24 protein-coding genes and 2 pseudogenes are annotated in these 22,787 nt (G+C 71.1%); 14 read left to right on the forward strand and 12 right to left on the reverse strand.

Features of this window, described 5'->3' with window-relative positions:
* Positions 1–38: 38 nt before the first annotated feature.
* The 5 genes and pseudogenes from QFW81_RS13045 to QFW81_RS13065 all read right to left on the reverse strand — a co-directional run.
* Positions 39–317: a hypothetical protein gene (locus tag QFW81_RS13045; protein WP_280579322.1), complete on the reverse strand. Its 279-nt coding sequence runs from the start codon at positions 315–317 to the stop codon at positions 39–41.
* 204 nt (positions 318–521) lie between these two features.
* Positions 522–926 carry a hypothetical protein gene (locus QFW81_RS13050; protein WP_280579323.1) on the reverse strand — a complete coding sequence of 135 codons (405 nt, stop codon included), beginning with the start codon at positions 924–926 and terminating at the stop codon, positions 522–524.
* 234 nt (positions 927–1,160) lie between these two features.
* Positions 1,161–1,529, reverse strand: a complete 369-nt coding sequence (locus QFW81_RS13055; RefSeq protein ID WP_280579325.1) for a response regulator — start codon at positions 1,527–1,529, stop codon at positions 1,161–1,163.
* A gap of 94 nt (positions 1,530–1,623) precedes the next feature.
* Complete coding sequence (locus tag QFW81_RS13060; RefSeq protein WP_280579446.1) at positions 1,624–2,562, reverse strand: sensor histidine kinase; 939 nt, start codon at positions 2,560–2,562, stop codon at positions 1,624–1,626.
* Positions 2,563–2,586: 24 nt separating this feature from the next.
* Positions 2,587–2,961 (reverse strand): annotated as a pseudogene (locus tag QFW81_RS13065) (PAS domain-containing protein); the annotation flags it as partial.
* Positions 2,962–3,185: 224 nt separating this feature from the next.
* Between QFW81_RS13065 and QFW81_RS13070 the strand changes: the two are divergent.
* A complete protein-coding gene (locus QFW81_RS13070) occupies positions 3,186–4,703 on the forward strand; it encodes an MFS transporter (RefSeq protein ID WP_280579327.1) in 1,518 nt (505 codons plus the stop codon).
* A 95-nt stretch (positions 4,704–4,798) separates the two neighbouring features.
* Here QFW81_RS13070 and QFW81_RS13075 read toward each other — a convergent pair whose 3' ends face one another.
* Positions 4,799–5,152: a hypothetical protein gene (locus tag QFW81_RS13075; protein WP_280579328.1), complete on the reverse strand. Its 354-nt coding sequence runs from the start codon at positions 5,150–5,152 to the stop codon at positions 4,799–4,801.
* Between QFW81_RS13075 and QFW81_RS13080 the strand changes: the two genes are divergently transcribed.
* The 5 genes and pseudogenes from QFW81_RS13080 (at position 5,151) to QFW81_RS13100 (ending at position 9,109) form a co-directional block, all read left to right on the forward strand.
* A complete protein-coding gene (locus QFW81_RS13080) occupies positions 5,151–5,351 on the forward strand; it encodes a hypothetical protein (RefSeq protein ID WP_280579329.1) in 201 nt (66 codons plus the stop codon). The genes QFW81_RS13075 and QFW81_RS13080 overlap by 2 nt on opposite strands.
* A 149-nt stretch (positions 5,352–5,500) precedes the next feature.
* Positions 5,501–6,400 (forward strand): annotated as a pseudogene (locus tag QFW81_RS13085) (manganese catalase family protein); the annotation flags it as partial.
* A 280-nt stretch (positions 6,401–6,680) separates the two neighbouring features.
* Positions 6,681–7,076: a host attachment family protein gene (locus QFW81_RS13090; protein ID WP_280579448.1), complete on the forward strand. Its 396-nt coding sequence runs from the start codon at positions 6,681–6,683 to the stop codon at positions 7,074–7,076.
* A gap of 53 nt (positions 7,077–7,129) precedes the next feature.
* Complete coding sequence (locus tag QFW81_RS13095) at positions 7,130–7,405, forward strand: thioredoxin family protein (RefSeq protein ID WP_425604043.1); 276 nt, start codon at positions 7,130–7,132, stop codon at positions 7,403–7,405.
* Positions 7,406–7,564: 159 nt separating this feature from the next.
* The gene (locus tag QFW81_RS13100; RefSeq protein ID WP_280579332.1) at positions 7,565–9,109 is read left to right on the forward strand and encodes a TerC family protein; all 1,545 of its coding nucleotides are present in this window, start codon (positions 7,565–7,567) and stop codon (positions 9,107–9,109) included.
* A gap of 105 nt (positions 9,110–9,214) precedes the next feature.
* Here QFW81_RS13100 and QFW81_RS13105 read toward each other — a convergent pair whose 3' ends face one another.
* From QFW81_RS13105 to QFW81_RS13125, 5 genes are all read right to left on the reverse strand, one after another.
* Entirely contained in the window at positions 9,215–11,389 is a 2,175-nt protein-coding gene (locus QFW81_RS13105; protein WP_280579333.1) for a catalase, read from the reverse strand.
* A 200-nt stretch (positions 11,390–11,589) separates the two neighbouring features.
* The gene (locus QFW81_RS13110; RefSeq protein WP_280579335.1) at positions 11,590–12,264 is read right to left on the reverse strand and encodes a Vgb family protein; all 675 of its coding nucleotides are present in this window, start codon (positions 12,262–12,264) and stop codon (positions 11,590–11,592) included.
* Positions 12,265–12,299: 35 nt separating this feature from the next.
* On the reverse strand, positions 12,300–13,520 hold the full coding sequence (locus QFW81_RS13115) for a helix-turn-helix domain-containing protein (protein WP_280579336.1): 1,221 nt from the start codon (positions 13,518–13,520) through the stop codon (positions 12,300–12,302).
* Positions 13,508–13,879, reverse strand: coding sequence for a DUF6968 family protein (locus QFW81_RS13120; RefSeq protein WP_280579337.1), 372 nt, complete (start codon positions 13,877–13,879; stop codon positions 13,508–13,510). The genes QFW81_RS13115 and QFW81_RS13120 overlap by 13 nt, the downstream gene beginning before the upstream one ends.
* Positions 13,880–13,887: 8 nt before the next feature.
* On the reverse strand, positions 13,888–14,247 hold the full coding sequence (locus tag QFW81_RS13125; RefSeq protein WP_280579339.1) for a VOC family protein: 360 nt from the start codon (positions 14,245–14,247) through the stop codon (positions 13,888–13,890).
* Between the two features lie 92 nt (positions 14,248–14,339).
* Between QFW81_RS13125 and QFW81_RS13130 the strand changes: the two genes are divergently transcribed.
* Positions 14,340–14,780, forward strand: coding sequence for a response regulator transcription factor (locus QFW81_RS13130; protein ID WP_280579343.1), 441 nt, complete (start codon positions 14,340–14,342; stop codon positions 14,778–14,780).
* 42 nt (positions 14,781–14,822) lie between these two features.
* On the opposite strand, the gene QFW81_RS13135 is transcribed toward QFW81_RS13130, so the two are convergent.
* On the reverse strand, positions 14,823–15,227 hold the full coding sequence (locus QFW81_RS13135) for a RidA family protein (RefSeq protein ID WP_280579345.1): 405 nt from the start codon (positions 15,225–15,227) through the stop codon (positions 14,823–14,825).
* 146 nt (positions 15,228–15,373) lie between these two features.
* Between QFW81_RS13135 and QFW81_RS13140 the strand changes: the two genes are divergently transcribed.
* The 7 genes from QFW81_RS13140 to QFW81_RS13170 all read left to right on the forward strand — a co-directional run bounded on the left by QFW81_RS13140 (position 15,374) and on the right by QFW81_RS13170 (position 22,578).
* Entirely contained in the window at positions 15,374–16,291 is a 918-nt protein-coding gene (locus tag QFW81_RS13140; RefSeq protein ID WP_280579346.1) for a LysR substrate-binding domain-containing protein, read from the forward strand.
* 172 nt (positions 16,292–16,463) lie between these two features.
* Complete coding sequence (locus QFW81_RS13145) at positions 16,464–16,997, forward strand: DUF4199 domain-containing protein (protein WP_280579347.1); 534 nt, start codon at positions 16,464–16,466, stop codon at positions 16,995–16,997.
* Between the two features lie 221 nt (positions 16,998–17,218).
* Positions 17,219–17,842 carry an aldehyde dehydrogenase iron-sulfur subunit PaoA gene (gene paoA, locus QFW81_RS13150; RefSeq protein ID WP_425604044.1) on the forward strand — a complete coding sequence of 208 codons (624 nt, stop codon included), beginning with the start codon at positions 17,219–17,221 and terminating at the stop codon, positions 17,840–17,842.
* A complete protein-coding gene (locus tag QFW81_RS13155; RefSeq protein ID WP_280579349.1) occupies positions 17,839–18,795 on the forward strand; it encodes an FAD binding domain-containing protein in 957 nt (318 codons plus the stop codon). Before paoA ends, QFW81_RS13155 begins: the two co-directional genes overlap by 4 nt.
* On the forward strand, positions 18,792–20,987 hold the full coding sequence (gene paoC, locus QFW81_RS13160) for an aldehyde oxidoreductase molybdenum-binding subunit PaoC (RefSeq protein WP_280579351.1): 2,196 nt from the start codon (positions 18,792–18,794) through the stop codon (positions 20,985–20,987). The genes QFW81_RS13155 and paoC overlap by 4 nt, the downstream gene beginning before the upstream one ends.
* The gene (locus QFW81_RS13165) at positions 20,984–21,976 is read left to right on the forward strand and encodes an XdhC family protein (protein WP_280579352.1); all 993 of its coding nucleotides are present in this window, start codon (positions 20,984–20,986) and stop codon (positions 21,974–21,976) included. The genes paoC and QFW81_RS13165 overlap by 4 nt, the downstream gene beginning before the upstream one ends.
* Positions 21,973–22,578: a nucleotidyltransferase family protein gene (locus QFW81_RS13170; RefSeq protein ID WP_280579353.1), complete on the forward strand. Its 606-nt coding sequence runs from the start codon at positions 21,973–21,975 to the stop codon at positions 22,576–22,578. The genes QFW81_RS13165 and QFW81_RS13170 overlap by 4 nt, the downstream gene beginning before the upstream one ends.
* Positions 22,579–22,787: the final 209 nt, after the last annotated feature.

The raw sequence follows: 22,787 nt of genomic DNA on the forward strand, positions 1-22,787 counted from the left end.
CATGCGCCGCGGCGCCGCGCACTGGCCGTGGAGTGCGCTCAATCCGGACCCTCGCCGGAATCTGCCAGCGCCGAGGCCGCACGGTCGACGCGGTCCTGCAGGTCTTCGGCGCGGTCGAGCAGTTCGCGTGGACCGAGCGCGACCGCGGCGAACGTGTAGGTGTCCGGCGAGGGATCGGCGAGCAGGCCGCCCACCGCCGGGTGGTCGCGCCAGCGTACATAGATCGTCAGGCCGGGGCCTTCGATGCGATCGGGCAGGGTCGCAGGACAGGGACGCGAGGCCCCATCCCACGGGCCGCCGAGGAATGTCATCTGCATGGGGTGTCTCCAGCCGCGAGGACCGGTGTGGGCCAGCCTAGGCTTGGCCTCGTCAAGACCGCATACAGGGCGCCGATGCAGCGCCGAGGCGCCTGAGTGGACGCGTGTCGGGCGGTGGCAGTGGCAGAGCGTTCCCGCGCCGGAAGCCGATCGCAGCCAGGAGACGATGGAAGCGGGCGAACACCGCCCTCTTCGGTCCGCGCGCTAGAACCGCTTCGATGGGGCGGCGGCGTCGCCGACGACGAAGGGCACCGGCGCCGGCGATTCTTCCGGAACCGAATCCTGGTGGGCCGAGGATTTCAACGCCTCCGGCCACGCGGTGAAGCCGTATTCGGCCAGGATGCGCGCGGCCTTGAGTTCGAATGCGAACGCATCCTGCGGCTGGCAGCGGGACTTCAGCGCATCGATGTCGGCAGCGACGCGGGCCCAGAAGTGCTCGTCGTCCTCGGGCAGCGACACGCAGGCGCGCAGGCGCTGGGTGAATTCGGTCACGCACTCCTCGAGCACGTCCGGCCCGCGGCGCATCGGGGTGGTTGCGCGACGCGGCACGGCGCACACCGTGGGCCGGGTGGGAGTGCCGAAGGAATCTTCCATGGAAACGGCGGGCATTGCGTTGGCTCCGGTGGAGCGGGGAGGGGCGTCCCCGACGCATGCAATGTGGCCCAGCCATCGCCACGGCATCGTGAAAACGCACGACGAGCGGGTTCAGCTGCCTGAAGCAGGCTCACGCGATCGCGATGCGGTGCACGCCTGGGGTACCGTCGCGAAGGGAACGAGATCAAGGGCGCGCGTCGAAAGCCGCTGGCCTGTCCGCACTGTGGGCGTGGCGCGCGGGGCGCCGCTTCAGTTCGGCGGCGAACTGCGCTGCGGCACGCGGGCCAGGGCCGTTTCGAGATCGCGCTGGCCGTAGGGCTTCTTGATCAATGGAGCATCGGCATGGCGTTCGGGCAGCACCGACGCGCCGTAGCCGGTGGCGAAGAAGAACGGGATGCCCCGCGCGTGCAGCGCATCGGCGATCGGAAAGGAATCGTCCCCGGCGAGGTTCACGTCGAGGATCGCGAGGTCGACCTCGTCGTCGTCGGCCAGGGCCGCCAGCGCGGACTCGACCGAATGCGCGGTGGCGGCGACCTCGCAGCCCAGCGCGGGCAACACGTCCTCGAGCACCATGACCAGGAGCGATTCGTCTTCGACGATGAGTACCCGGCGTGGCATGGCGTTCCTCATGGACAGGGGTGGCGGAGCACAGCATCGGCGCGACCCGGTCCGGGATGCAAGCGCGGACCCCGGGCGCGCGGAAGCGGGCGCCTCACGAGACCTGCGCCGGCAGCGGCGTTTCGATGTGGCAACGTGCACCGGCTGGCGCGAATTCCAGCGAGACGTCACCGCCCAGGTCGTGCTTGAGTCCACGCTGCAGCAGCCGCGTGCCGAATCCACGACGCTCCGGTTGGCCTTCGACCGGCGGACCACCGGTTTCCTCCCAGTCGATGACCAGGCGCGCGTTCTCGCCGTCCTTGCGCGTCCAGTGCATGCGCACGCTCCCGCCGGGCACGGAGAGCGACCCGTACTTGAGCGCGTTGGTGCACAGCTCGTGCAGCGCCATCGCCAGCGCCACCGCGCGCTTGGGCTCCAGCGTCACCTGCGGACCCTGCACGTCGAAGCGGTCGGGGTCGACCTCGAGGCAATGCCCCATCGCCATGCGCACGATCTCGTCCACGGTGGCACCGGTCCACATGCTGCGCGTGAGCATGTCGTGGGTGCCGGCCAGAGCCTGCAGGCGCGCTTCGATCAGCTCGGCGGCGCGCCCGGCGTCAGGGCAGGTGCGCAGCGTCTGCAGCACCATCGACTGCACGATCGCCAGCGTGTTCTTGACCCGATGGTTGAGCTCGTTGATCAGCAGGTGCAGGTGCTGTTCGTGGTGCACGCGCTCGGTGATGTCGGTGGCCGCGCCGAACCATTCCAGCACCTGGCCCTCCGCATCCTGCACCGGGACGGCGTGGGAACTGATCCAGTTCCACTGCTCGCCGTCGATCCGGACCCGGTGCTGGGCCTGGTAGGACTCCGTGGTGGCGCGCGCGCGCTGGATGGCGTCGAGCACGGCCGGACGGTCTTCGGGATGGATATGCTCGGTCGACCAGTCGATCGGCTGGCCGCGCGGCAGTTTGCTGACCGCGCGTCCCCCCACCACCTCGACCTCGCGCCAGTCCGGCGTGATGCGGTAGATCAGGTCCGAGCTGGCGGTCACCATCGCCCGGAACCGCTCCTCGCTGTGGCGCAGCGCCTCTTCCTGGCGCTTGCGGTCGGTGACGTCGCGGGTGGTGCCGGCGATCGCCTCGACCTCGCCATCCGGGCCGAGTACCGGCACGAAGATGTAGTCGTAGACGCGGGTTCCCAGCGTGGCGTGGTGGAACGGCACGTCGCCGCGGATCGGGGCCCGGGTGGCGACCACGCGTTCGATCTCCTCGTCGTGCATCGCCGCATGCCAGGGCGCATACCCCAGCTCCAGGCAGGTCTTCCCCATGGCCTGCTCGGCCTCCATGCCCCACATCGTGAGCAGGGCCTGGTTGGCGTAGATGAAACGATGCTGCCGGTCGAACACGTACATCAGGTCCGGGCTCGACTGGAGGATGGCCTCGTACAGGCGCATCTGTGCATTGCCGGCACCATCGTTCCCGCGCGGCGTGGGACCGTCCAAGACTTGTGTATTCCGGAGACTGCGAACGTGCGAAGCCTAGCGACGCGACGTGGGTGCACCGTGAAGGCGGCCTGCGACGGGGCATGCAGGCCGCCGCCTCCCCGGCGGGTGCGCGGACGGACGTGTCACGCGCGGCCCGCCGCCCGCACGGCCCGGCGATACGCATGCGGACGCGCATGCATGGACCTCCGCATGCGGGCGCGCTCACGCCGCGTCCGCGGCTGCCGCCCGACAATGCGCATCCGCCCGTCGCCGCCGCCGCATTGCCACCCCAACGCCTGCTGCCGCTGATCGTCGCCACCGCGCTGTTCATCGAAAACATGGACTCCACGGCGATCTCCACCTCGCTGCCGCAGATCGCCGCCGACCTCGGCGTCGAGCCGGTGGCGCTGAAGCTGGCGATCACCACCTACATGCTGGCCCTGGCCGTGTTCATCCCGGTCAGCGGCTGGGTGGCGGACCGTTTCGGCGCGCGGCGCGTGTTCATCGCCGCGATCGCGGTGTTCCTGCTCGGCTCGCTCGGCTGCGCGGCCAGCGACGGCCTGGGGCAGCTGGTGGCCGGACGCTTCGTGCAGGGCATGGGCGGGGCGATGATGGTGCCGGTCGGGCGGCTGGTGCTGCTGCGCAGCGTGGAGAAGTCCGAACTGGTGCGGGCGCTCAGCTGGCTTACCATCCCGGCCATGCTGGGCCCGATGCTGGGGCCGGTGCTGGGCGGCGCGATCACCACCTACGCGCACTGGCGCTTCATCTTCCTGATCAACATTCCCATGGGCCTGCTGGGGATGTGGCTGGCGTGGCGGCACATTCCGGAGCTGCGCCAGGCGGTGGGGCCGCTGGACGTGCGCGGATTCCTGCTCTCGGCGAGCGGGCTGGCGCTGGCGATGTTCGGGCTCTCGGCGATCGGCCGCGGCCTGGTGCCGGGCGTGGTGCTGGCCGCGTGCATGCTGGCCGGCGCGGCCCTGCTGGCGGGGTATGTCCGCCATGCGCGCACGCATCCGCAACCCCTGCTGCGCCTGGACCTGCTGCGCGTCCCCACCTTCCGCACGGCGGTGGTGGGCGGTTCGCTGTTCCGCATCGGCATCGGCGCCACGCCCTTCCTGCTGCCGTTGATGCTGCAGCTGTCGTTCGGGCTCGATCCGCTGGAGTCGGGCCTGGTCACGTTCACCTCGACCGCGGGCGCGATGGTGATGAAGGTGGTGGCGCCACGCATCCTGCACCGCTTCGGCTTCCGCCCGGTGCTGGTGTGGAACGGGCTGGCGGCCTCGCTGATGCTGTGCGGCTTCGGCCTGTTCCGCGCCGACACGCCGTATCCGCTGATGGTCGGCGTGCTGCTGGCCAGCGGCTTCCTGCGCTCGCTGCAGTTCACCAGCCTCAACGCGATCGCCTACGCCGACATCGACCAGGCGCGGATGAGCCAGGCCAGCAGCCTGGCCGCGATGGCGCAGCAGATCGCGCTCGCCCTGGGCGTGACCATCGGCGGCTTCGCGCTGAGCCTGGCCGGCACGTTGACGGGACGCGCCGACGACGCACCGATCAATTTCACGTTCGCCTTCCTCACCGTGGGGCTGGTGTCGGTGGTCTCGACCTGGCAGATGCGCAGGCTGGCGCCGGATGCCGGCGCGGAAATGGCCGGCCGCGCGGAGGCCGGGCGGGAAGTGGCCGAGCCGAAGGCGGAATCGCGGCCGCAGGCATGAGCATGAGGAGGATCGGCGTGCCCGCGCGTCGGGCACCGCGCCGGGGCACGCGTGAGGTGCGCGCGATGCACGTGAGCGCATGCCGAAGGCGGCGGTCAGCTTGATGAATCCCCCTCACGCCCCCTGCATTGGAATGCGCGCACCTTGCCGTGGCGACACCCCGCTCGCGACGAAGGACGCATCACATGTTTGCGCAGCACGATCAGCAGCCACAGGCCCACGGCACACCGGATCGGGATGATCCCGGACAGGCGCCGCCGGCGCAGGATCCCGGGCGGACTCACACCGATCCGCAGCGGTTTCCCGGGCAGCAGCCCGGCCAGCAGCCGCGGCAGGATCCAGGCTCCGGACCGGATCGCGATCCCGAGCTGCAGGGGCATTGAGGATGTGCAGGCCACTTCGCGCGCGCCACGTGCGCCCGCTTCGTCCACAGCGGCGGGCATCGCCATGAGCAAGGACAAGGACTCCCCACCCGACGCGCCAGCGTCCGACCAGCTGGAGCGCGAACAGCGCTCCTATCCCCACGGAAGCGGCGACCGCAACAGCTGGTCGCCCTTTGGCAAGGACCGCATGCCGATCCACGAGGGTGGCACCCAGCGCCACGCGCCACCCGAACCCGAGAAGCGGCCACCGGCGCCCCGGCGCTGATCCTCCGGGAGCGCCGCCTGTCGCGGCGTTCTCGACCACCACGCCTCCTGCCGCGCGGATGCCGGCGCGCGCTTCCATGCCGCGTCCGTCCACGGCGGCAGTCGATCCACCCTCTTCCACCACCTGCCGAACGGCAAGGGAACCGAACCATGTTCACCCACAACAAGACACTCCAGTACACCGTCCGCGTCTCCGAACCCAACCCCGCGCTGGCGAACCTGCTGCTCGAGCAGTTCGGTGGTCCGCAGGGCGAGCTTGCGGCGGCGATGCGCTACTTCACCCAGGCGCTGGCGGAGGACGATCCGGGCCGCAAGGACATGCTGCTCGACATCTCCACCGAGGAACTCAGCCACCTGGAAGTGATCGGCTCGCTGGTGTGCATGCTCAACAAGGGCGCCAAGGGCCGGCTGGCCGAGGCGGTCGAGGAAGAAGGCGAGCTGTTCCGCTCGCTGCAGGGCGCGGGCAACGATTCGCACCTGACCCAGGTGCTGTACGGCGGCGGCCCGGCCCTGATCAATTCCGGCGGCCAGCTGTGGACCGCGGGCTACATCGACAGCATCGGCGAGCCCACCGCGGACCTGCGCTCGAACATCGCGGCCGAGGCGCGCGCGAAGATCGTCTACGAGCGCCTGATCAACGTCACCGCCGATCCGGGCGTCAAGGAAGCGCTCACCTTCCTGATGACGCGCGAGATGTCGCACCAGAAGTCGTTCGAGAAGGCGCTGTACGCGATCGAGCCGAACTTCCCGCCGGGCAAGCTGGCCGGCATGCCGGAGTTCGAGGAAATGTACGTCAACACCTCGCAGGGCGAGGGCGACATGCGCGGACCCTGGAACAGCGACGAGAACTTCGACTACGTCAGCGATCCCGCGCGGTTCACCGCGGTCGACGGCGGCGACGGATCGGCGAGCGTGCGCCTGCCGGCGGCGCAGAAGAAGCTCGTCGACGCGATGGCCGATCGGTCCACGTCGGCGCCCGACGCCAACCCGGTGACGGGCATCGAACTGGGCAAGGCGGAGGGCACGATGGCGCGCACCACCAAGGTCGAGCTCGACGCCGGGGGCAGCCCAGCGGACGCGGATGCGGGGACGCAATCCAGGCCCGCGAAATCCACCTCGGCGGCGAAGGGCAAGTCCCGGTCGAAGCGCTGAGTACGGCGCACTCCCCGTGCAGTCCAACGCGCCCGGCACTGCCGGGCGCGCTGGCATCCAGCGGTTGGGCGCGTGGCGGCGCGAAAGGCGGAAGCCGCCCGTCGACCTGCAGGTCACGCCATCTTGATCCGCGCTCGCGGAAGGTAGTGCTCCAATTCCAGTGGAGATGCCCGTGACCATGATTCCCTCCGAAGCCCTGGTGGTCGTCGCCGACGGCGGCGGCGCGCGCCTGTTCCGCAACAAGGGTGACGAGCGCGCGCTCTCGCTGCACCAGGTGGAGCTGCGCGAGCTGATGAACATGGATGACGACGGCCCCGCGGGCAGCATGCCGGGGGAGTCGACCGGGCAGCAGATCGACGAGGCCACCTTCGCCAAGCAACTGGCGCTGGCGCTCAACGAGGGTGCGCTCAAGCAGCAGTACGAGGCGCTGGTGCTGATCGCCGATCCGACGACGCTCGGGCGGATGCGCCCGCTGCTGCACAAGGAAGTGGTCGCGCGCACCGTGACCGAACTGGCCAAGACCCTGACCAATGCGCCGCTGGAGGACATCGAGCGCGCGCTCCGGCCGTCGTGACCTACCAGGGCCAGTACGGCGCCCGGGAACCGGCCCGTACGGAACTCGATGCGATGCCCGGTGCGGTGCTGCTGGAGTTCGGGGCACCGTGGTGCGGACATTGTCGTGCCGCCCAGCCCGCGCTGCAGGCACTGCTGGCGGCGCGCGACGGCCTCACCCACCTCAAGATCGAGGACGGACGCGGCAGGCCGCTGGGGCGCGCCTTCGGCGTGAAGCTGTGGCCCACGCTGGTACTGCTGCGCGCTGGTCAGGAACAGGCGCGCGTGGTGCGACCGCTGTCCCGCGAGGACCTGGCCGTGCTCGCGTCGGCACTGGACGCTCCCGCCTGAGGCCGTTGACCGGCGCGTGCGCAGACTGCGCAGGGAGGGAGCGCGGCCACCATGGTGGCGCCAGGCATGCCTGGGCCGGATCACGGTGCGCGGTGCACACCGGGTCGTGCACCGGCCTGCTGTAGCATCGGTGCCCCTTCGCTTCGCATCGAATTTCCCATGGAATGGCTCTCGGACCCGAGCATCTGGATGGGTCTCGCCACCCTCGTGATCCTCGAGATCATCCTGGGCATCGACAACCTGGTGTTCATCGCGATCCTGGCGGACAAGCTGCCGCCGGAGCAGCGCGACAAGGCCCGGATCATCGGCCTGAGCCTGGCGCTGGTGATGCGCCTGGTGCTGCTGGCGGCGCTGTCGTGGATCATGCGCCTGACCGAGCCGCTGTTCGCGGTCCTCGGCCATGAGTTCTCCGGGCGCGACCTGATCCTGCTCGGGGGCGGCCTGTTCCTGCTGTTCAAGGCCACGATGGAACTGCACGAGCGGCTCGAAGGGACGTCGCACGCCAATACGGGCAACAAGGCGTATGCCGCGTTCGGCGTCGTAGTCACCCAGATCGTGATCCTGGACGCGGTGTTCTCGCTCGACTCGGTGATCACCGCGGTGGGCATGGTCGACGAGCTCGGCGTGATGTACGCCGCGGTGACCATCGCCATGGCGGTGATGCTGCTGGCCAGCAAGCCGCTCACGAATTTCGTCAACCGCCACCCGACGGTGGTGGTGCTGTGCCTGGGCTTCCTGCTGATGATCGGCTTCAGCCTGGTCGCGGAAGGCCTGGGCTTCAAGATCCCGAAGGGCTACCTGTACGCGGCGATCGTGTTCTCGATCCTGATCGAGTCGTTCAACCAGGTCACCATGTTCAAGCGCGAGAAGAAGGTGCGCACGCTGCCGATGCGGCAGCGCACCGCCGAGGCGCTGACGCGCCTGCTGGGCGCGCGCAACGGGGTCGATGGCGCACAGGGCGCGGGCGGGGGCGGCACGGATGCATCGGGCGAGCGGCTGAAGACGTCCGAACACGACATGATCCACAGCGTGCTGTCGCTGGCAGAGCGGTCGGTGGCCACCGTGATGACCGTGCGCACCGACATCCAGTGGATCGACGGCAGCCGCGGCATGGCGCACGCCGCCGAGCGCCTGACGCGTTCGCCGCATACCCGGCAGCTGGTCTGCGACGGCGAGCTCGACAATCTGCAGGGCGTGGTGCAGAGCCGCGACCTGCTGGCCGGCGTGCTGTCGGGCAAGCCGCTGGAACTGGCGGACCATCTGCGTGAACCGCTGATCCTGCCCGAAGGCACGACGGCGCTGCGCGCGCTCGAGCGCCTCCGCGAGCATCCGATCCCGCTCGCGATCGTGGTGGACGAATACGGCGGCGTGATCGGCCTGGTGACCGCCAACGACCTGCTCGCCGCGATCGCCGGCGACCTCGCCGACACCCGCGATGCCGATTACGGCGCGACGCAGCTGGAGGACGGCAGCTGGAACGTCGATGCCTCGATGTCGATGGAGGAGGTGGAGCGCGCGACGGACATCCCGCTGCCGCGCGATTCGGCCTACGTGACGTTGTCGGGGCTGTTCCTGCACACGCTGGGGCGACTGCCGATGCCGGGCGACACGATCGAGGTCGCGGGCTGGCAGATCGAGGTGGCCTCGCTGGAGCGCAGGCGCGTGGGGAGGGCGGTGCTGCGCAGGCTCCCGCCGGAAGCGTAGCGCGCGGGGCCCCGACGGCACGCTGCGAGTGGGGGCTCTACGACGTCTTGGTGGAGGAAGCCGATGGCGGGCCGGGGCCCGCCCTTGTGCCCGGCTTCCGGTGTGTCAGGCCAGCGTGCGCAGTTCCGGTTCGCGCGCCCACTGCCGTGTCTTCGCCGCGGCGATGAAGGCGCTGGCGTCGGCGGCATCGACGATACCCGCATCCCTGCCGACGTTGCCCGCCTCGAGCAGCGGAGCGGCGCCTGCATCGTGCGCGATCGCCTTCAGGTGCGCCCAAGCGAAGGCGACGAAGTCGACCGCCGCCGATTCCTTCGCCAGCTTGCTGCCCGCATCCTCGCTCAGGAGCACCGCCACCGCGTCGAACACCACCGAGGGGGTGCCCGCCAGCTGGCCATCCGCGGGCTGCTTCTTCCCGTCCGACAGCACCGCGCCGCCGAGCTTGGGCGCCACGATCTTCACCGTCGCGCCCGCGTCCTCGGCGGCCTTGCGCAGCGCCTTCAGCGCCGCGGCGTCGCTGCCTTCGTCGATCAGGATGCCGATCGTGCGATGCTCGAGCGTCTCGCGCATGCGGCCGATGATGCGCACCTCCGGCGCCGGGGGCATGTCGGTCGGCGGCACGGCGGCGTCCGGAGCAGGCGGCACCGCGTCCATGCCGAGGCCGTCGGCCACGCGCTGCGCCAGCGACGGGTCGATGTGCACCAGGTGACCCACCGTGCGCTCGCGCACCTTCGGCGTCTCCACCTTCGAAAGTTCGAACACCAGCGCCGAGGCCAGGTGCGCCTGTTCGGGCGCTTCCAGGCTGCGGAAGAACATGCGCGCCTGGCTGTAGTGGTCGGCGAAGCTCTCCGGGCGCACGCGGCCCTTGACGCCGTCGTCGGGCAGGGTCGCATGGCTGCGGAAGCCGGCGCGCTGGTCGGCTCGCGGGCTGTCTTCCTGCAGCGAACTGGGCTCGTAGTTCACCCGGCCCTTGTGCACCTGCATCTGCATGTGGCCGTCGCGCTGGTGGTTGGCGAACGGGCACTTGGGCTGGTTGATCGGGATCTGGTGGAAATTCGGTCCGCCCAGGCGGATCAGCTGGGTGTCGAGGTAGGAGAACAGGCGGCCCTGCAGCAGCGGGTCGTTGCTGAAGTCGATGCCGGGCACGAGGTTGGCCGGGCAATACGCCACCTGCTCGGTCTCGGCGAAGAAGTTGTCGGGCCAGCGGTCGAGCACCATGCGGCCGACGATCTGCACCGGGACCAGCGCTTCGGGCACGATCTTGGTCGGGTCGAGGTGGTCGAACGGGAACGCGTCGGCCTCCTGCTCGGTGAACAGCTGGACGCCCAGCTCCCACTCGGGGAAGTTGCCGGCCTGGATGTTCTCGAACAGGTCGCGGCGGTGGAAATCGTTGTCGGCCGACTGCAGTTTCAGCGCCTCGTCCCACACCGTCGACTGGATTCCGAGCTTCGGACGCCAGTGGAACTTGACGAAGGTGCTGTTGCCCTGCTCGTCGAGGAAGCGGAAGCTGTGGATGCCGAAGCCTTCGATCGTGCGCAGCGAACGCGGGATGGTGCGGTCGCTCATCGCCCACATGATCATGTGCATCGATTCGGGCGTGAGCGAGATGAAGTCCCAGAAGGTGTCGTGGGCGCTCGCCGCCTGCGGGAAGGCGCGGTCGGGTTCCATCTTCACCGAGTGCACCACGTCGGGGAACTTCATCGGGTCCTGGATGAAGAACACCGGGATGTTGTTGCCGACCAGGTCGAAATTGCCCTCTTCGGTATAGAACTTCACCGCGAAGCCGCGCACGTCGCGCGGGGTGTCGACCGAGCCGGCGCCGCCGGCCACGGTGGAGAATCGGGTGAACACCGGCGTGCGCCTGCCGACCTCGGTGAAGATCTTTGCCCGCGTGTACTTCGCCAGCGACGTGTCCAACTCGAAGTAGCCGTGCGCGGCGCTGCCGCGGGCGTGGACGATGCGCTCGGGGATGCGCTCGTGGTCGAAGTGGGTGATCTTCTCGCGCAGGATGAAGTCTTCGAGCAGGGTCGGGCCGCGCGGGCCCTGCTTGAGCGAGTTCTGGTTGTCGGCGATCACCACGCCCTGGTTGGTGGTCAGCGGCGGATGGCTGCCGCCGGCCTGCTGCTGCAGTTCGTCGCCGGTGCCGCGCGGGGCGTCGGCATCGGGGTCGTTTCCTTGCGCGCCGCGTCCCACCGAACCTGCGGGCGTGTCGTGCGCGGGCTTCGCATCATCGGGTGGCTGGCGGCCGGGCGGGGTGGCGGTGGGAGTCTCGGGTCGGGCCATGGCGGCTGCTCCTGCGGGGGATCGCCGGATCTTGAATCCCGCAGCGTGAGCGCCGTGCATGGGGGCGCGAGTGCGCCGCGCGCCCATGCGGCGATGCCCCGCATGGCAGCGCGCGCGGCGCGGACCTTGTCGACGCGCGCATCTCGGGGAGGCGAGTGTCTTGACCCGCTGGACGCGAGCGCGTCGCGCTGCGCAGGACGTCAGCGCGGCGCGGCGCCGGAGCGGCGAACCGCGCGCAGCTTGCCGCTGTCGCCGCCGCCGCACCAGAACAGGCCGTCGCCGTCGCATTCCAGGCCGCTGACGAAGATCCCGTCCGGCAGGCGCAGGCGTTCGAGCACGGTGCCGTCGGCCGGATCGACGCGGCGCAGTTCGCTCTCCTCGCCTTCCCAGGTGCCGTGCCAGAGCGCATCGTCGACCCAGGTCACGCCGGTGACGAAGCGGTCACTGGTCAGGGTGCGCAGCACCGTGCCGGTGTCCGGGTCGACCTGGTGGATGCGACGCTCGCGGTACTCGCCGACCCACAGCGTGCCCTCTGCCCAGGCCAGGCCGGAATCGCAGCCTTCCGACGGTGCGGGAATGGAATGCAGCACCCGGCCGGTATCCGGGTCGATGCGGTCGATGCGCGCCTCGGCGATCTGGTACAGGTGGGTGCCGTCGAACGCGGTGCCCGCGTCGCAGGGGAGCTCCAGCGCGCGCACCGGCTTGCCGCTGGCAGGATCGATCGCCGTGAGGCGCGAGCCGAGCGCCGCCCAGACATGGCGGCCGTCGTGACTCACGCCCGCCACGGCTGCACCGTCGAACGGACCGTAATCGTGGACGAGCTCGGTGCTGCCGATGGCGGGGGCTTCGGCGGTGTGGTGTGGGTGGGCGTTCATGCGCGTCTCCGGTGTCGTGTGGGGTCGAGCGCAATCTACGCCGGCGCCGGCACCGCCGGGAGTAACAATGTCGTCGCGAATCCGGGCGGCGGCGCGGCGATCCAGCGCCGGGTGCGGCCACGCATCCGCGCGTGCGCGCGGCCGTCGGCTTCGAGCTCCGCGAGGGCGCGCTGCACGCTGCGCTGGCTGGTGCCCAGCGCGAGCGCGAGCGCGGTGGTGGACCAGGCCGCGCCGTCGGACAACAGCGCCAGCAGCTGCGCCTGTTCGCCCTCGATCGGCGGCAACAGGACCGCGACCTCGCGCGCGCCGTGCGCCACCAGGCGGTAGCCGCGGGCGGTGGCCTCGATCGCGGCCCAGGGCTTCACCAGCGCGCGCAGCCGGCCGAGTTCCACCCGCAATCGCGCGCGATGGGTGTCGTCTGCATGCTGCAGGCGGAAGGCGGCGGCGATCACGGCGTCGCGCGCGATGTCGTCCGGCCAGGCACCGGCGAGTGCCTGCAGCAGGGCGAACAGCACCGGTCGTCGTGCCAGCGCCAGCCATGCACCGCCCACGCGCAGGCCCCGGCGGCAGCCATCCACCACCAGCGCGTCCGAGGCGAACAGCGCCTCCACGTCGGCCAGCGCGAGCGGCTGGCGGTGGGTGGCGGTGAGGCGTCGCGCCACCGGCTGCGCCAGGCGCGCCTGCGCGGCTTCGATCTCGGCCAGCAGCAGCGGATTGCGCGCGCGCGTGGCGGCGGCCGCGGCCTGCGCGAGCGCAGCGCGCGCCGGTCCGCTGCGCAGTGCGCGCAGGGACAGCTCGGCGGCGGCAAGGCCGGCGATCGCCGCATGCGACGCCGGTAGCGGCGCGCCGTCGAGGCGCCGCAATGCGTCGTGCGCCGCACCGAGCTGGCCGAGCAGCAGGGAACGCCGCACGATGACCAGGTGCGCATGCGCGACGTTGACGACGTCGCCATGCGCCTCGAGCACGGCGATCGCGGCATGCAACGATCGCGGGGTGGCGGAGAGGTCGCGCATCGCCAGCGCGATCTCGGCATCGGCCAGCGCGCAGCGGGCGCGCGCCAGCGTCTCGCGCGGGCCGAACGCGCGCGCGGCGCGGTGCAGCAGCTCGCGGGCGCGGGCGTACTCGCCCAGCTGCGCCATCGCGATCCCGCGCAGCGCCAGCGCCGGCGGATCTTCGCGCAATGCCACGCGCTTGAGCGCGCCCAGCGCGTCGCCTGCCGCCAGCGCACGCGCCGCGGACGCGATCAGGGAATCCACGGCGGACCGGGACGATGCGGCAGGTCGGGGTGCCCGGGATCGAGGGGAACGCCGAGTGCCAGCAATTCCGCGCCGGGCCGTGCGGCGAGGGCGGCAAGTTCGTCGCGGGCGATCGCGAAGGCCAGCTGCAGCGCCTGCCAGGAATCGATGCCCAGCGCCTGCCGGCGGATCAGCGCGTCGCCGACCTCGATCCGGACCGGGCAACGCCAGTCGTGCCCGCCGACGACCGGGACGTCGCGCCGCGGCGTGCCGAAGGCCACCCGCACCGGCTGCTCGCGACCTCCTGCGCGCAGGACCAGGGCGCGTTCGGCGATGGTCGGGGTGTCGTCGTCCGGAATCGCCGGCAGGTCGGGGTCCACGTGACGCCTCAGGCGTCCGACCAGACCGCGAATTCGTTGCCGCCGGGTTCGATGAAGTGGAAGCGGCGGCCGCCCGGGAACTCGAACACGGGCTTGACCACGGTGCCGCCGGCGGCCTCCACCTTCGCCTGCGTGTCTTCCAGTCGCGCGCTGTAGAACACGAGCAGCGCGCTGCCGCGGTCGGTGCGCGCGGCCAGGTCGGCGTGGTAGAAGCCGCCATCGAGTCCCGCGCCGTCGCGGGCGAAGGCGATGTAGTCCGGGCCGTAGTCGGTAAACGTCCAGCCGAACGCCGTGGCGAAGAAACGGCGTGTCGCGTCGAGGTCGCGCGCGGGGAATTCGACGTAGTCGAGTTGTTCGTGGACGGGCATGGCGCGCTTCTCGCATCGGCAGGGCCGCCTGTATACCGCCGCCTGCGCGGTGGCGGCAACCATGGGGGCGGCGGGGCGGCTAGGATGCGCGCATGCTGCGCTCCGCCTCGCGACTGCCGTGGAAACCCGTGCTGCTCTACGGCGGACTGCTTGCGCTGGGCACGCTGGCACTGCAGTGGCTGGACTACCAGCGGCTGGTGCGCAGCCATGCCTCGCTGCTGTTCGAAGGCCTGCTGGCGGCCGGGTTCCTCGCGCTCGGCGCGTGGCTCGGCGCCCGCCTGCTGGCGCGGCGCACGCCCGTGCCGGCATTCGACGGCAACCCTGCGGCACAGCAGGCGCTGGGCATCAGCGACCGCGAACTGGCGGTGCTGATGGAGATCGCCGCGGGGCACTCCAACAAGGAGATCGCGTCCCGGCTGCACGTCTCGCCGAACACGGTCAAGACCCATGTCGCGCGCCTGCTGGCCAAGCTCGGTGCGCGCCGGCGCACCGATGCCCTGCGCCGCGCGCGTGAACTGGGGCTGGTGCCCTGAGGGGGCTCGGCAGCGGCGACGGATGGTGGCCGCGTCGAATGTTCAGCCCGCAGCCTCTCCGGGCAGTTTCGCCACCACCTTGATCTCGAAGCGGAAGCCCGACAGCCAGGTCACGCCGGTCGCGGTGAGCGCGGGATGCGGGCCCGGCCCCAGGTACTCCTGCACCACCGGCCAGATGGTCTCCATGGTCTGCGCCGGGTCGACCATGAAGTAGGTCGTGTCGACCACGTCGGCGAAGGTGCAGCCGGCGGCGGCGAGGATCGCGTCGAGGTTGGCGAAGGCCAGCCGCACCTCCGCGACCAGGTCGGGCTCCGGCGTGCCGTCCTCGCGGCTGCCGACCTGGCCGGACACGAACAGGAAGCCGTTGGCGCGAACGGCGGGGGAATAGCTGTGGCGCTGGTAGAGCGCGTGCGGGTGCGGGGGGAAGACGACGTCGCGGCTGTTCATGGGAGATCTCCGTGGATGGACCGCCGTGGAGCGGGCCGGGTTGGACTGGCACTACTGTGATGGTGTGCGCTGCGCGGATAAACGGGCCGGTACGCGCAGGAATGTTCGTAGAATCCAAACAATCAAGCCGATCGGGAAGCCCGCGCATGGACCGGTTCGACGCGCTGCAGGCCTTCGTCCGCGTGGTGGAGACCGGCAGCTTCACCCGCGCCGCGGAGTCGCTGCGCATCAGCCGCACCTCCGCGACCCAGCTGGTGCAGCAGCTGGAACAGCGGCTGCGGGTGCGGCTGCTCAACCGCACCACACGGCGGGTGGCGCTGACGTCCGACGGCGCCGCGTTCTTCGACCAGGCCGTGCGCCTGCTGGCCGACCTGGCCGAGGCCGAGGCCAGCGTGGTGGGCGCGGCGGCGGCACCCGGCGGCCGGCTGCGGGTGGACGTGCCCAGCCCGTTCGCGCGGTTGGTGCTGATCCCGGCGCTGCCCGCGTTCCATGCCCGCTATCCCGAGCTCGCCCTGGAGCTGGGCGTGAGCGACCGCGTGGTCGACCTGGTCGACGACAACGTGGATTGCGTGGTCCGCGGCGGCACGCTCGCCGACCAGTCGCTGGTGGCGCGCAAGCTGGTGGACCTGCGGATGGGCTGTTTCGCCGCACCAGGCTACCTGGCGCGCGCCGGCGTGCCGGGACACCCGGGCGACCTGTCCGACCACGGGAGGCACCGCGTGGTGGCCTTCCAGTCCATGCGCCGGGGCGTCGCGGTGCTGCCGATGGACATGCAGCGTACCGGCGAGCGGGTGCAGGTGCGGGGACGCCACATGCTGGCGGTGGACGACGGCAATGCCTATGTGGCGGCGGGCGTGGCCGGGCTCGGCGTCGTGACCCTGCCGACCTACATCGCCCGTGCGCACGTGGCCGCCGGGGAACTGGTGGAGGTGCTGCCGGAGTGGCGGATCGACCCGCTGCCGCTGTTCGTCGCCTGGCGTCCCAACCGCCACGTGAGCGCGCGGCTGCGGGTGTTCGTCGACTGGCTGGTGGCGATGGTGGTGGAGCGGCGGCTGGACGCCTGATCCCGGTTGCAAGGCGCATCGGCCAGGTCTCGCGCGCGGGGCGGCCGGGCGGATCACCCCCTCGGGGCCTAGTGCATCGGGGCGATCGGCGCACAATCACCCTTCCGGGCGATTGCGGCGGCGGGGAGCCGGCCGCGCAATGGCGCCTCTCCATCCCGGACCCGGAGGTCCCATGTTGCGCATCGTATTGAAGTACGGCCTGATCGCCGGCGTCGTGGTCGGCGCCTCGCTGCTGGGCGTCAGCCTGGCCTACCAGGGCCAGCCGCCGCCGGACTGGGGCATGGCGGCGGGGTTCGCCTCGATGCTGGTCGCGCTGTCGGCGGTGTTCGTCGGCATCAAGCGCCATCGCGACAGCGCCGGCGGCGGCGTGATCCGGTTCTGGCCGGCGTTCGCGCTGGGGCTGGGCATCAGCCTGGTCGCGAGCCTGGTGTACGTGGCGGCGTGGGAGCTGTCGCTGGTGCTGATCGACAACGACTTCGCGGCCATGTTCGCCGCGCAGATGATCGAGCGCGCGCACGACAAGGGGCTGAGCGGAGACGCCCTGGCCGCGGCGGTGGAACAGGCACGTGGGTTCGAGACGATGTACCGCAACCCGCTGCTGCGCATGCCGATGACGTTCGTGGAGATCTTCCCGGTGGGCGTGCTGGTGTCGCTGGTCTCGGCGCTGGTGCTGCGCAATCCGCGGGTACTGCCGGCGCGCGCATGAGGCGGCGCGGGGTTGCGGGCCGGCGGCGTGGCATGGATGTCCATGCGGAAAACGGGTGTGCTTCGCCTGGTGCAACCGTCACTGTGACGTGGTCGGGCTTTCACGCCGCGCTACATGCCCCGGTGTCTACTTTCCATCAGCCATCGTCCCGCGGCACCCCGGTGCCGCCCGCGACCAGCCAAGGGAACCCCTGCATGCCTTTTCCGGAAGACGTCTTCACCATGTCCCGGCGCGACGTGCTGCGTACCGGCGCCACCACCGTGGTGGCCGGCGCGATACCCGCCACCTCGGCGCTGGCGCAGGCCGCCGCCCCGGAACCCCCTCGTCCGCCGGTGCTCGCCGACCTCGAGTTCACCGTCAACCGCACTGCGCATGCGCTGCGGATCGACACCCGCACCACGCTGCTCGACGCGCTGCGCGAGCACCTCAGGCTCACCGGCAGCAAGAAGGGCTGCGACCACGGCCAGTGCGGCGCGTGCACGGTGATCGCGGGCGGCCGCCGGATCAATGCCTGCCTGAGCCTGGCGGTGATGCATGCCGGCGACGAGATCACCACCATCGAAGGCCTCGGCACCCCCGACGCGCTGCATCCCATGCAACGCGCCTTCGTCAAGCACGATGGATACCAGTGCGGCTACTGCACGCCGGGCCAGGTCTGCTCCGCGGTGGCGGTGCTCGACGAGATCGAGGCGGGCATCCCCAGCCACGTGAGCGAGGATCTGGACGCGCGGCCACGTGCGACCGCGGACGAGATCCGCGAGCGCATGAGCGGCAATCTCTGCCGCTGCGGCGCGTACTCGAACATCCTCGACGCGATCACCGACGTCGGCGGGAGCCGCGCATGAAGGCCTTTTCCTACGAGCGCGCCCGGACGCCGGCCGAGGCCGCGACCGCGGCCGCGCGGACACCGGGCGCGCGCTTCATCGCCGGCGGCACCAACCTGCTGGACCTGATGAAACTGGAGATCGAGACGCCCACGCACCTGGTGGACGTGAACGGGCTCGGGCTCGACCGCATCGAGCCGACCGACGCCGGCGGCCTGCGCATCGGCGCACTGGTGCGCAACACGGACCTGGCCGCCGACCGGCGTGTGCGCCGCGACTACGCGGTGCTCTCCCGCGCGCTGCTGGCGGGCGCCTCCGGCCAGTTGCGCAACAAGGCCACGACCGCCGGCAACCTGCTGCAGCGCACGCGTTGCCCGTACTTCTACGACACCGCGCAGGCGTGCAACAAGCGCCTGCCGGGCAGCGGCTGCGCGGCGCTCGAAGGCGTCAGCCGGCAGCTCGGGGTGGTCGGCACCAGCGACGCCTGCATCGCCACCCATCCCAGCGACATGGCGGTGGCGATGCGGGTGCTCGACGCCAGCGTCGACACGGTGAAGCCCGACGGCAGCACGCGCAGCATCGCGCTCGACCGGTTCTACCGCCCGCCCGGGACCACCCCGCACCTGGAGACGGTGCTGGAGCGGGGCGAGCTGATCACGTCCGTCACCCTGCCCGAGCCGGTGGGGGGCAGGCAGGTCTATCGCAAGGTGCGCGACCGTGCTTCCTATGCGTTCGCGCTGGTATCGGTGGCGGCCATCGTGCAGCGCGACGGCAGCGGACGCGTCGCCCTCGGCGGCGTGGCGCCCATGCCCTGGCGGGATGATGCGGCCGACGCCGAACTGCCGCGTGGCAGCCAGGCCGTGGCGGGCAGGCTGTTCGCGGATGCGCGCGCCACCGACCACAACGCCTTCAAGCTGCCGCTGGCCGAGCGCAGCATCGCCGCCGTGCTGGTGGATGCGGGAGTTCGCGCATGAAATTCGACACCCCTGCCACCACCAATCCGATCGATCAGCTGAAGGTGGTCGGCAAGCCGGTCGATCGCATCGACGGCCCGCGGAAGGTGTCCGGAGCGGCGCCGTATGCCTATGAACGCCACGATGTGGTGGCCGGCCAGGCCTATGGCCATGTCGTCGGCGCCACCATCGCCAGGGGCCGCATCCGCAACATCGACACCGCGGCGGCCGAACGCGCGCCCGGCGTGCTGGCCGTGGTCACCGCCGGCAATGCCGGCAAGCTGACCAAGGGCCGGTTCAACACCGCCCACCTGCTGGGCGGCCCGCAGGTGCAGCACTACCACCAGGCGATCGCGCTGGTGGTGGCGGAGACGTTCGAGCAGGCGCGGGCCGCGGCCCAGCTGGTGCGGGTGGAGTACGCGCGCGAAGAGGGGCGCTTCGACCTGGCCGCGCGGCGCGATTCGGCGACGATGCCGAAGAACGAGCCCGACACCGGCGCCGGCGATTTCGATGCGGCCTTCCCGAAGGCGCCGGTGCAGCTGGACGTCACCTACACCACGCCCGACCAGTCGCACGCGATGATGGAGCCGCACGCGACCATCGCGGCCTGGGACGGCGATGCGCTGACGGTGTGGACCTCCAACCAGATGATCGACTGGGGTCGCAACGACCTCGCGCGCACGCTCGGCATCCCGGCCGACAAGGTGCGGATGGATTCGCCGTACATCGGCGGCGGCTTCGGCGGCAAGCTGTTCCTGCGCGCCGACGTGGTGCTGGCCGCGCTCGGTGCGAAGGCGGCCGGGCGGCCGGTCAAGGTCGCCCTGACGCGTCCGCAGATCTTCAACAACACCACCCACCGGCCGGCCACCATCCAGCGCATCCGCATCGGCTGTGGCGAGGACGGCAGGATCGGCGCGATCGCGCACGAAAGCTGGTCCGGCGACCTGCCCGGCGGAGGCCCGGAAGTGGCCACCCAGCAGACGCGCTGGCTCTATGCCGGCGCGAACCGCAAGTGCGCCCTGCGCCTGGCCGAACTCGACCTGCCCGAAGGCAACGCCATGCGCGCGCCCGGTGAAGCGCCGGGCATGATGGCGCTCGAAGCCGCGGTCGACGAGATGGCCGAGAAGCTGGGCATCGATCCGGTGGAATTCCGCATCCTCAACGACACCCAGGTCGATCCGGAGAAGCCCGAGCGTCCGTTCTCGCAGCGCCAGCTGGTGCAGTGCCTGCGCACCGGCGCGGAACAATTCGGCTGGAGCCGCCGCAACGCCACGCCTGCGCAGGTGCGCGAGGGCCGCTGGCTGGTGGGCATGGGTGTGGCCGCGGCCTACCGCAACAACCTGGTGATGAAATCCGCCGCGCGCGTGCGCCTGGGCGCGGACGGCCGGGTGGTGGTCGAGACCGACATGACCGACATCGGCACCGGCAGCTACACCATCATCGCCCAGACCGCGGCGGAGATGATGGGCGTGCCGCTGGACCGGGTGGACGTGCGTCTGGGTGATTCCAGTTTTCCGGCGTCGGCCGGCTCGGGCGGGCAGTGGGGCGCCAACACCTCGACCTCGGGCGTGTATGCGGCCTGCATGAAGTTGCGCGAGGCGGTGGCGACCAGGCTCGGCCTCGATCCCGCCACCGCCGAATTCTCCGACGGCAAGGTCGCGGCCGGCGGGGCCAGCTTCGCGCTGGCGGATGCCGCGAAGGACGGCGAACTGGTGGCCGAGGATGCGATCGAGTTCGGCGACCTGGACAAGAAGTTCCAGCAGTCGACCTTCGGCGCGCATTTCGTCGAGGTCGGCGTGGATGCCTACACCGCCGAGATCCGCGTGCGCCGCATGCTCGCGGTCTGCGCGGCCGGTCGCATCCTCAACCCGAAGTCCGCGCGCAGCCAGGTGATCGGCGCGATGGTGATGGGCACCGGCGCCGCGCTGATGGAGGAACTGGCCGTGGACAAGCGCCTGGGCTTCTTCGTCAACCACGACCTGGCCGGCTACGAAGTGCCGGTGCATGCCGACATCCCGCATCAGGAGGTCGTGTTCCTGGACGAGACCGATCCGATCTCCTCGCCGATGAAGGCCAAGGGCGTGGGCGAACTCGGCATCTGCGGCGTCGGCGCCGCGGTGGCGAACGCGATCTACAACGCCACCGGGGTGCGCGTGCGCGAGTATCCGATCACGCTCGACAAGCTGATCGGGAAGCTGCCGGGCGCCGCATGACGCCAGCGGCAGGGGCGTGCCGGTTCCTCGCGGCCGGCAATCCGCGCCCGGTGCTGGAAGCCGCGCTCGCGGCGTCGGCGCGCACCGATGCGGCGCTGGCGCTGGTGCTGGACACAGAGGGTTCGACCTACTCGCGCGCAGGCGCGATGGCGCTGTTCGCAGGCGAAGGACAGGCCGGCTGGCTCAGCGGCGGCTGCCTTGAGCCGGAACTCGCGCAACGCGCGGGGCAGGCGGCGCTCGGCGGGCGCGTGGACTGGATCGAGATCGATACCCGCGACGACGAGGACCTGTTCTCGGGTTCCGCCGTGGGTTGCCGCGGCCGGCTGCGCATCGCGCTGCTGCCGCTCGCCGCGATGGCGGGGATTGCGGACGTGCTGCAGGCCTGGCTGCAAGGCGGCGTGGTGCTGGAGCGAACGGTGAACGACTCCGGTGATGTGGTATTGCGCACGGGTGAGCGCGGCGCGCAGTGGCAACTGCCGGCCGCGCTTCCGGAATGGTCCGGCGACGTGTCACGCTGGTCGTTGCCGCTGGCGCCCTTGCCTGAAATCCTGCTGCTCGGCGCCGGCCCGGAATCGCCTGCGCTGCTGCGCCTGCTGCGCGAACTCGGCTGGCGCACCACCCTGGTCGAACCGCGCGAGCGCTGGCGCGATGCCGGCACGCTGGCCGATGCGCACCACGAGGCGATGGACACGGCGCTGCGCGACTCCCGCCACTATGCCGCGGCGCTGGTGATGCACCACGGATTCGAACGCGATCGCGATGCGCTGGACGCGCTGGCCGCCACGCAGGTCGCGTTCGTCGGCCTGCTCGGACCGCCACGGCGGCGCGACGACCTGCTGGGCCTGCTGTCTCCGTCGCAGCGCGAAGTGCTGGCAGGCCGCCTGCATGCGCCGGTGGGCCTGGACCTCGGCGGCCAGGGGCCGGAAGCGATCGCGCTCAGCGTCGCCGCGCAGTTGCAGCAGTGGCGCGCGCGGACCGGCGAGGCATGAGCGACGGCCACGTCGCGCTGGTGCTGGCGGCGGGTGGCAGCCGCAGGCTGGGCAGGCCGAAGCAGCTGCTCACGCGGGACGGAGAATCCCTGGTGCACCGGGCCGTGCGGCTGGCGATCGAAAGCGGGGCCGGACGGGTGCTGCTGGTGGTGGGGGCAGGGCATGCGGCGATGGAAGCCGCCGTGGCAGGGCTGGCTTGCGAAGTCGTGCTCAACACCGCATGGGAACGCGGCCTCGCCGGCAGCCTGCAGGTCGCGGCGACGCGGATCTCCGGCGCCGACCGTCGCGTGCTGATCCTGCCCTGCGACCTGCCGGGGCTCGAGCTCGCGCAGCTGCGTGCACTGGTGGACGGCGCGGTCGTGTCCCCATCGGGATGCGCGGCCACGCGGCTGGACGACGCCGTCGGCATGCCCGCGGTGGTGCCGGCGGCATGGTTCGAAGACCTGTCGCGCCTGCAGGCCGACCACGGCTTCGGCGCCCGCCTGCGCACGATCGATCCGGATGCGCTGTTCGTCCTCGACGCCGCGGAACCGGCGCGCGACATCGACACGCAGGCGGACGTGGAGGCGGCGGTCGCCCGCGGGTGGCTCGATCGCGGTTGATACATCCGTGCTGACCCGCATCGCGCGGGAGTGGTTGCCGACCATGTTTCTCTTCGGCCAACGCTGCGGAGATTCGCTGTTGCGCGGTTGAAGTGAGGTTGTTGCCCGGTCGCTGCGGGTTGCTGCGCGTCTGCTACGCATCTTCGCGATCTGGCGGGCCCCGCCGCGGCCGGCAGGCCTTCGCGGCGACGCCCCCGGCATCCGCCTGC

Source organism: Luteimonas kalidii (genome assembly GCF_029887935.1).
Classification (GTDB): Bacteria; Pseudomonadota; Gammaproteobacteria; order Xanthomonadales; family Xanthomonadaceae; genus Luteimonas; species Luteimonas kalidii.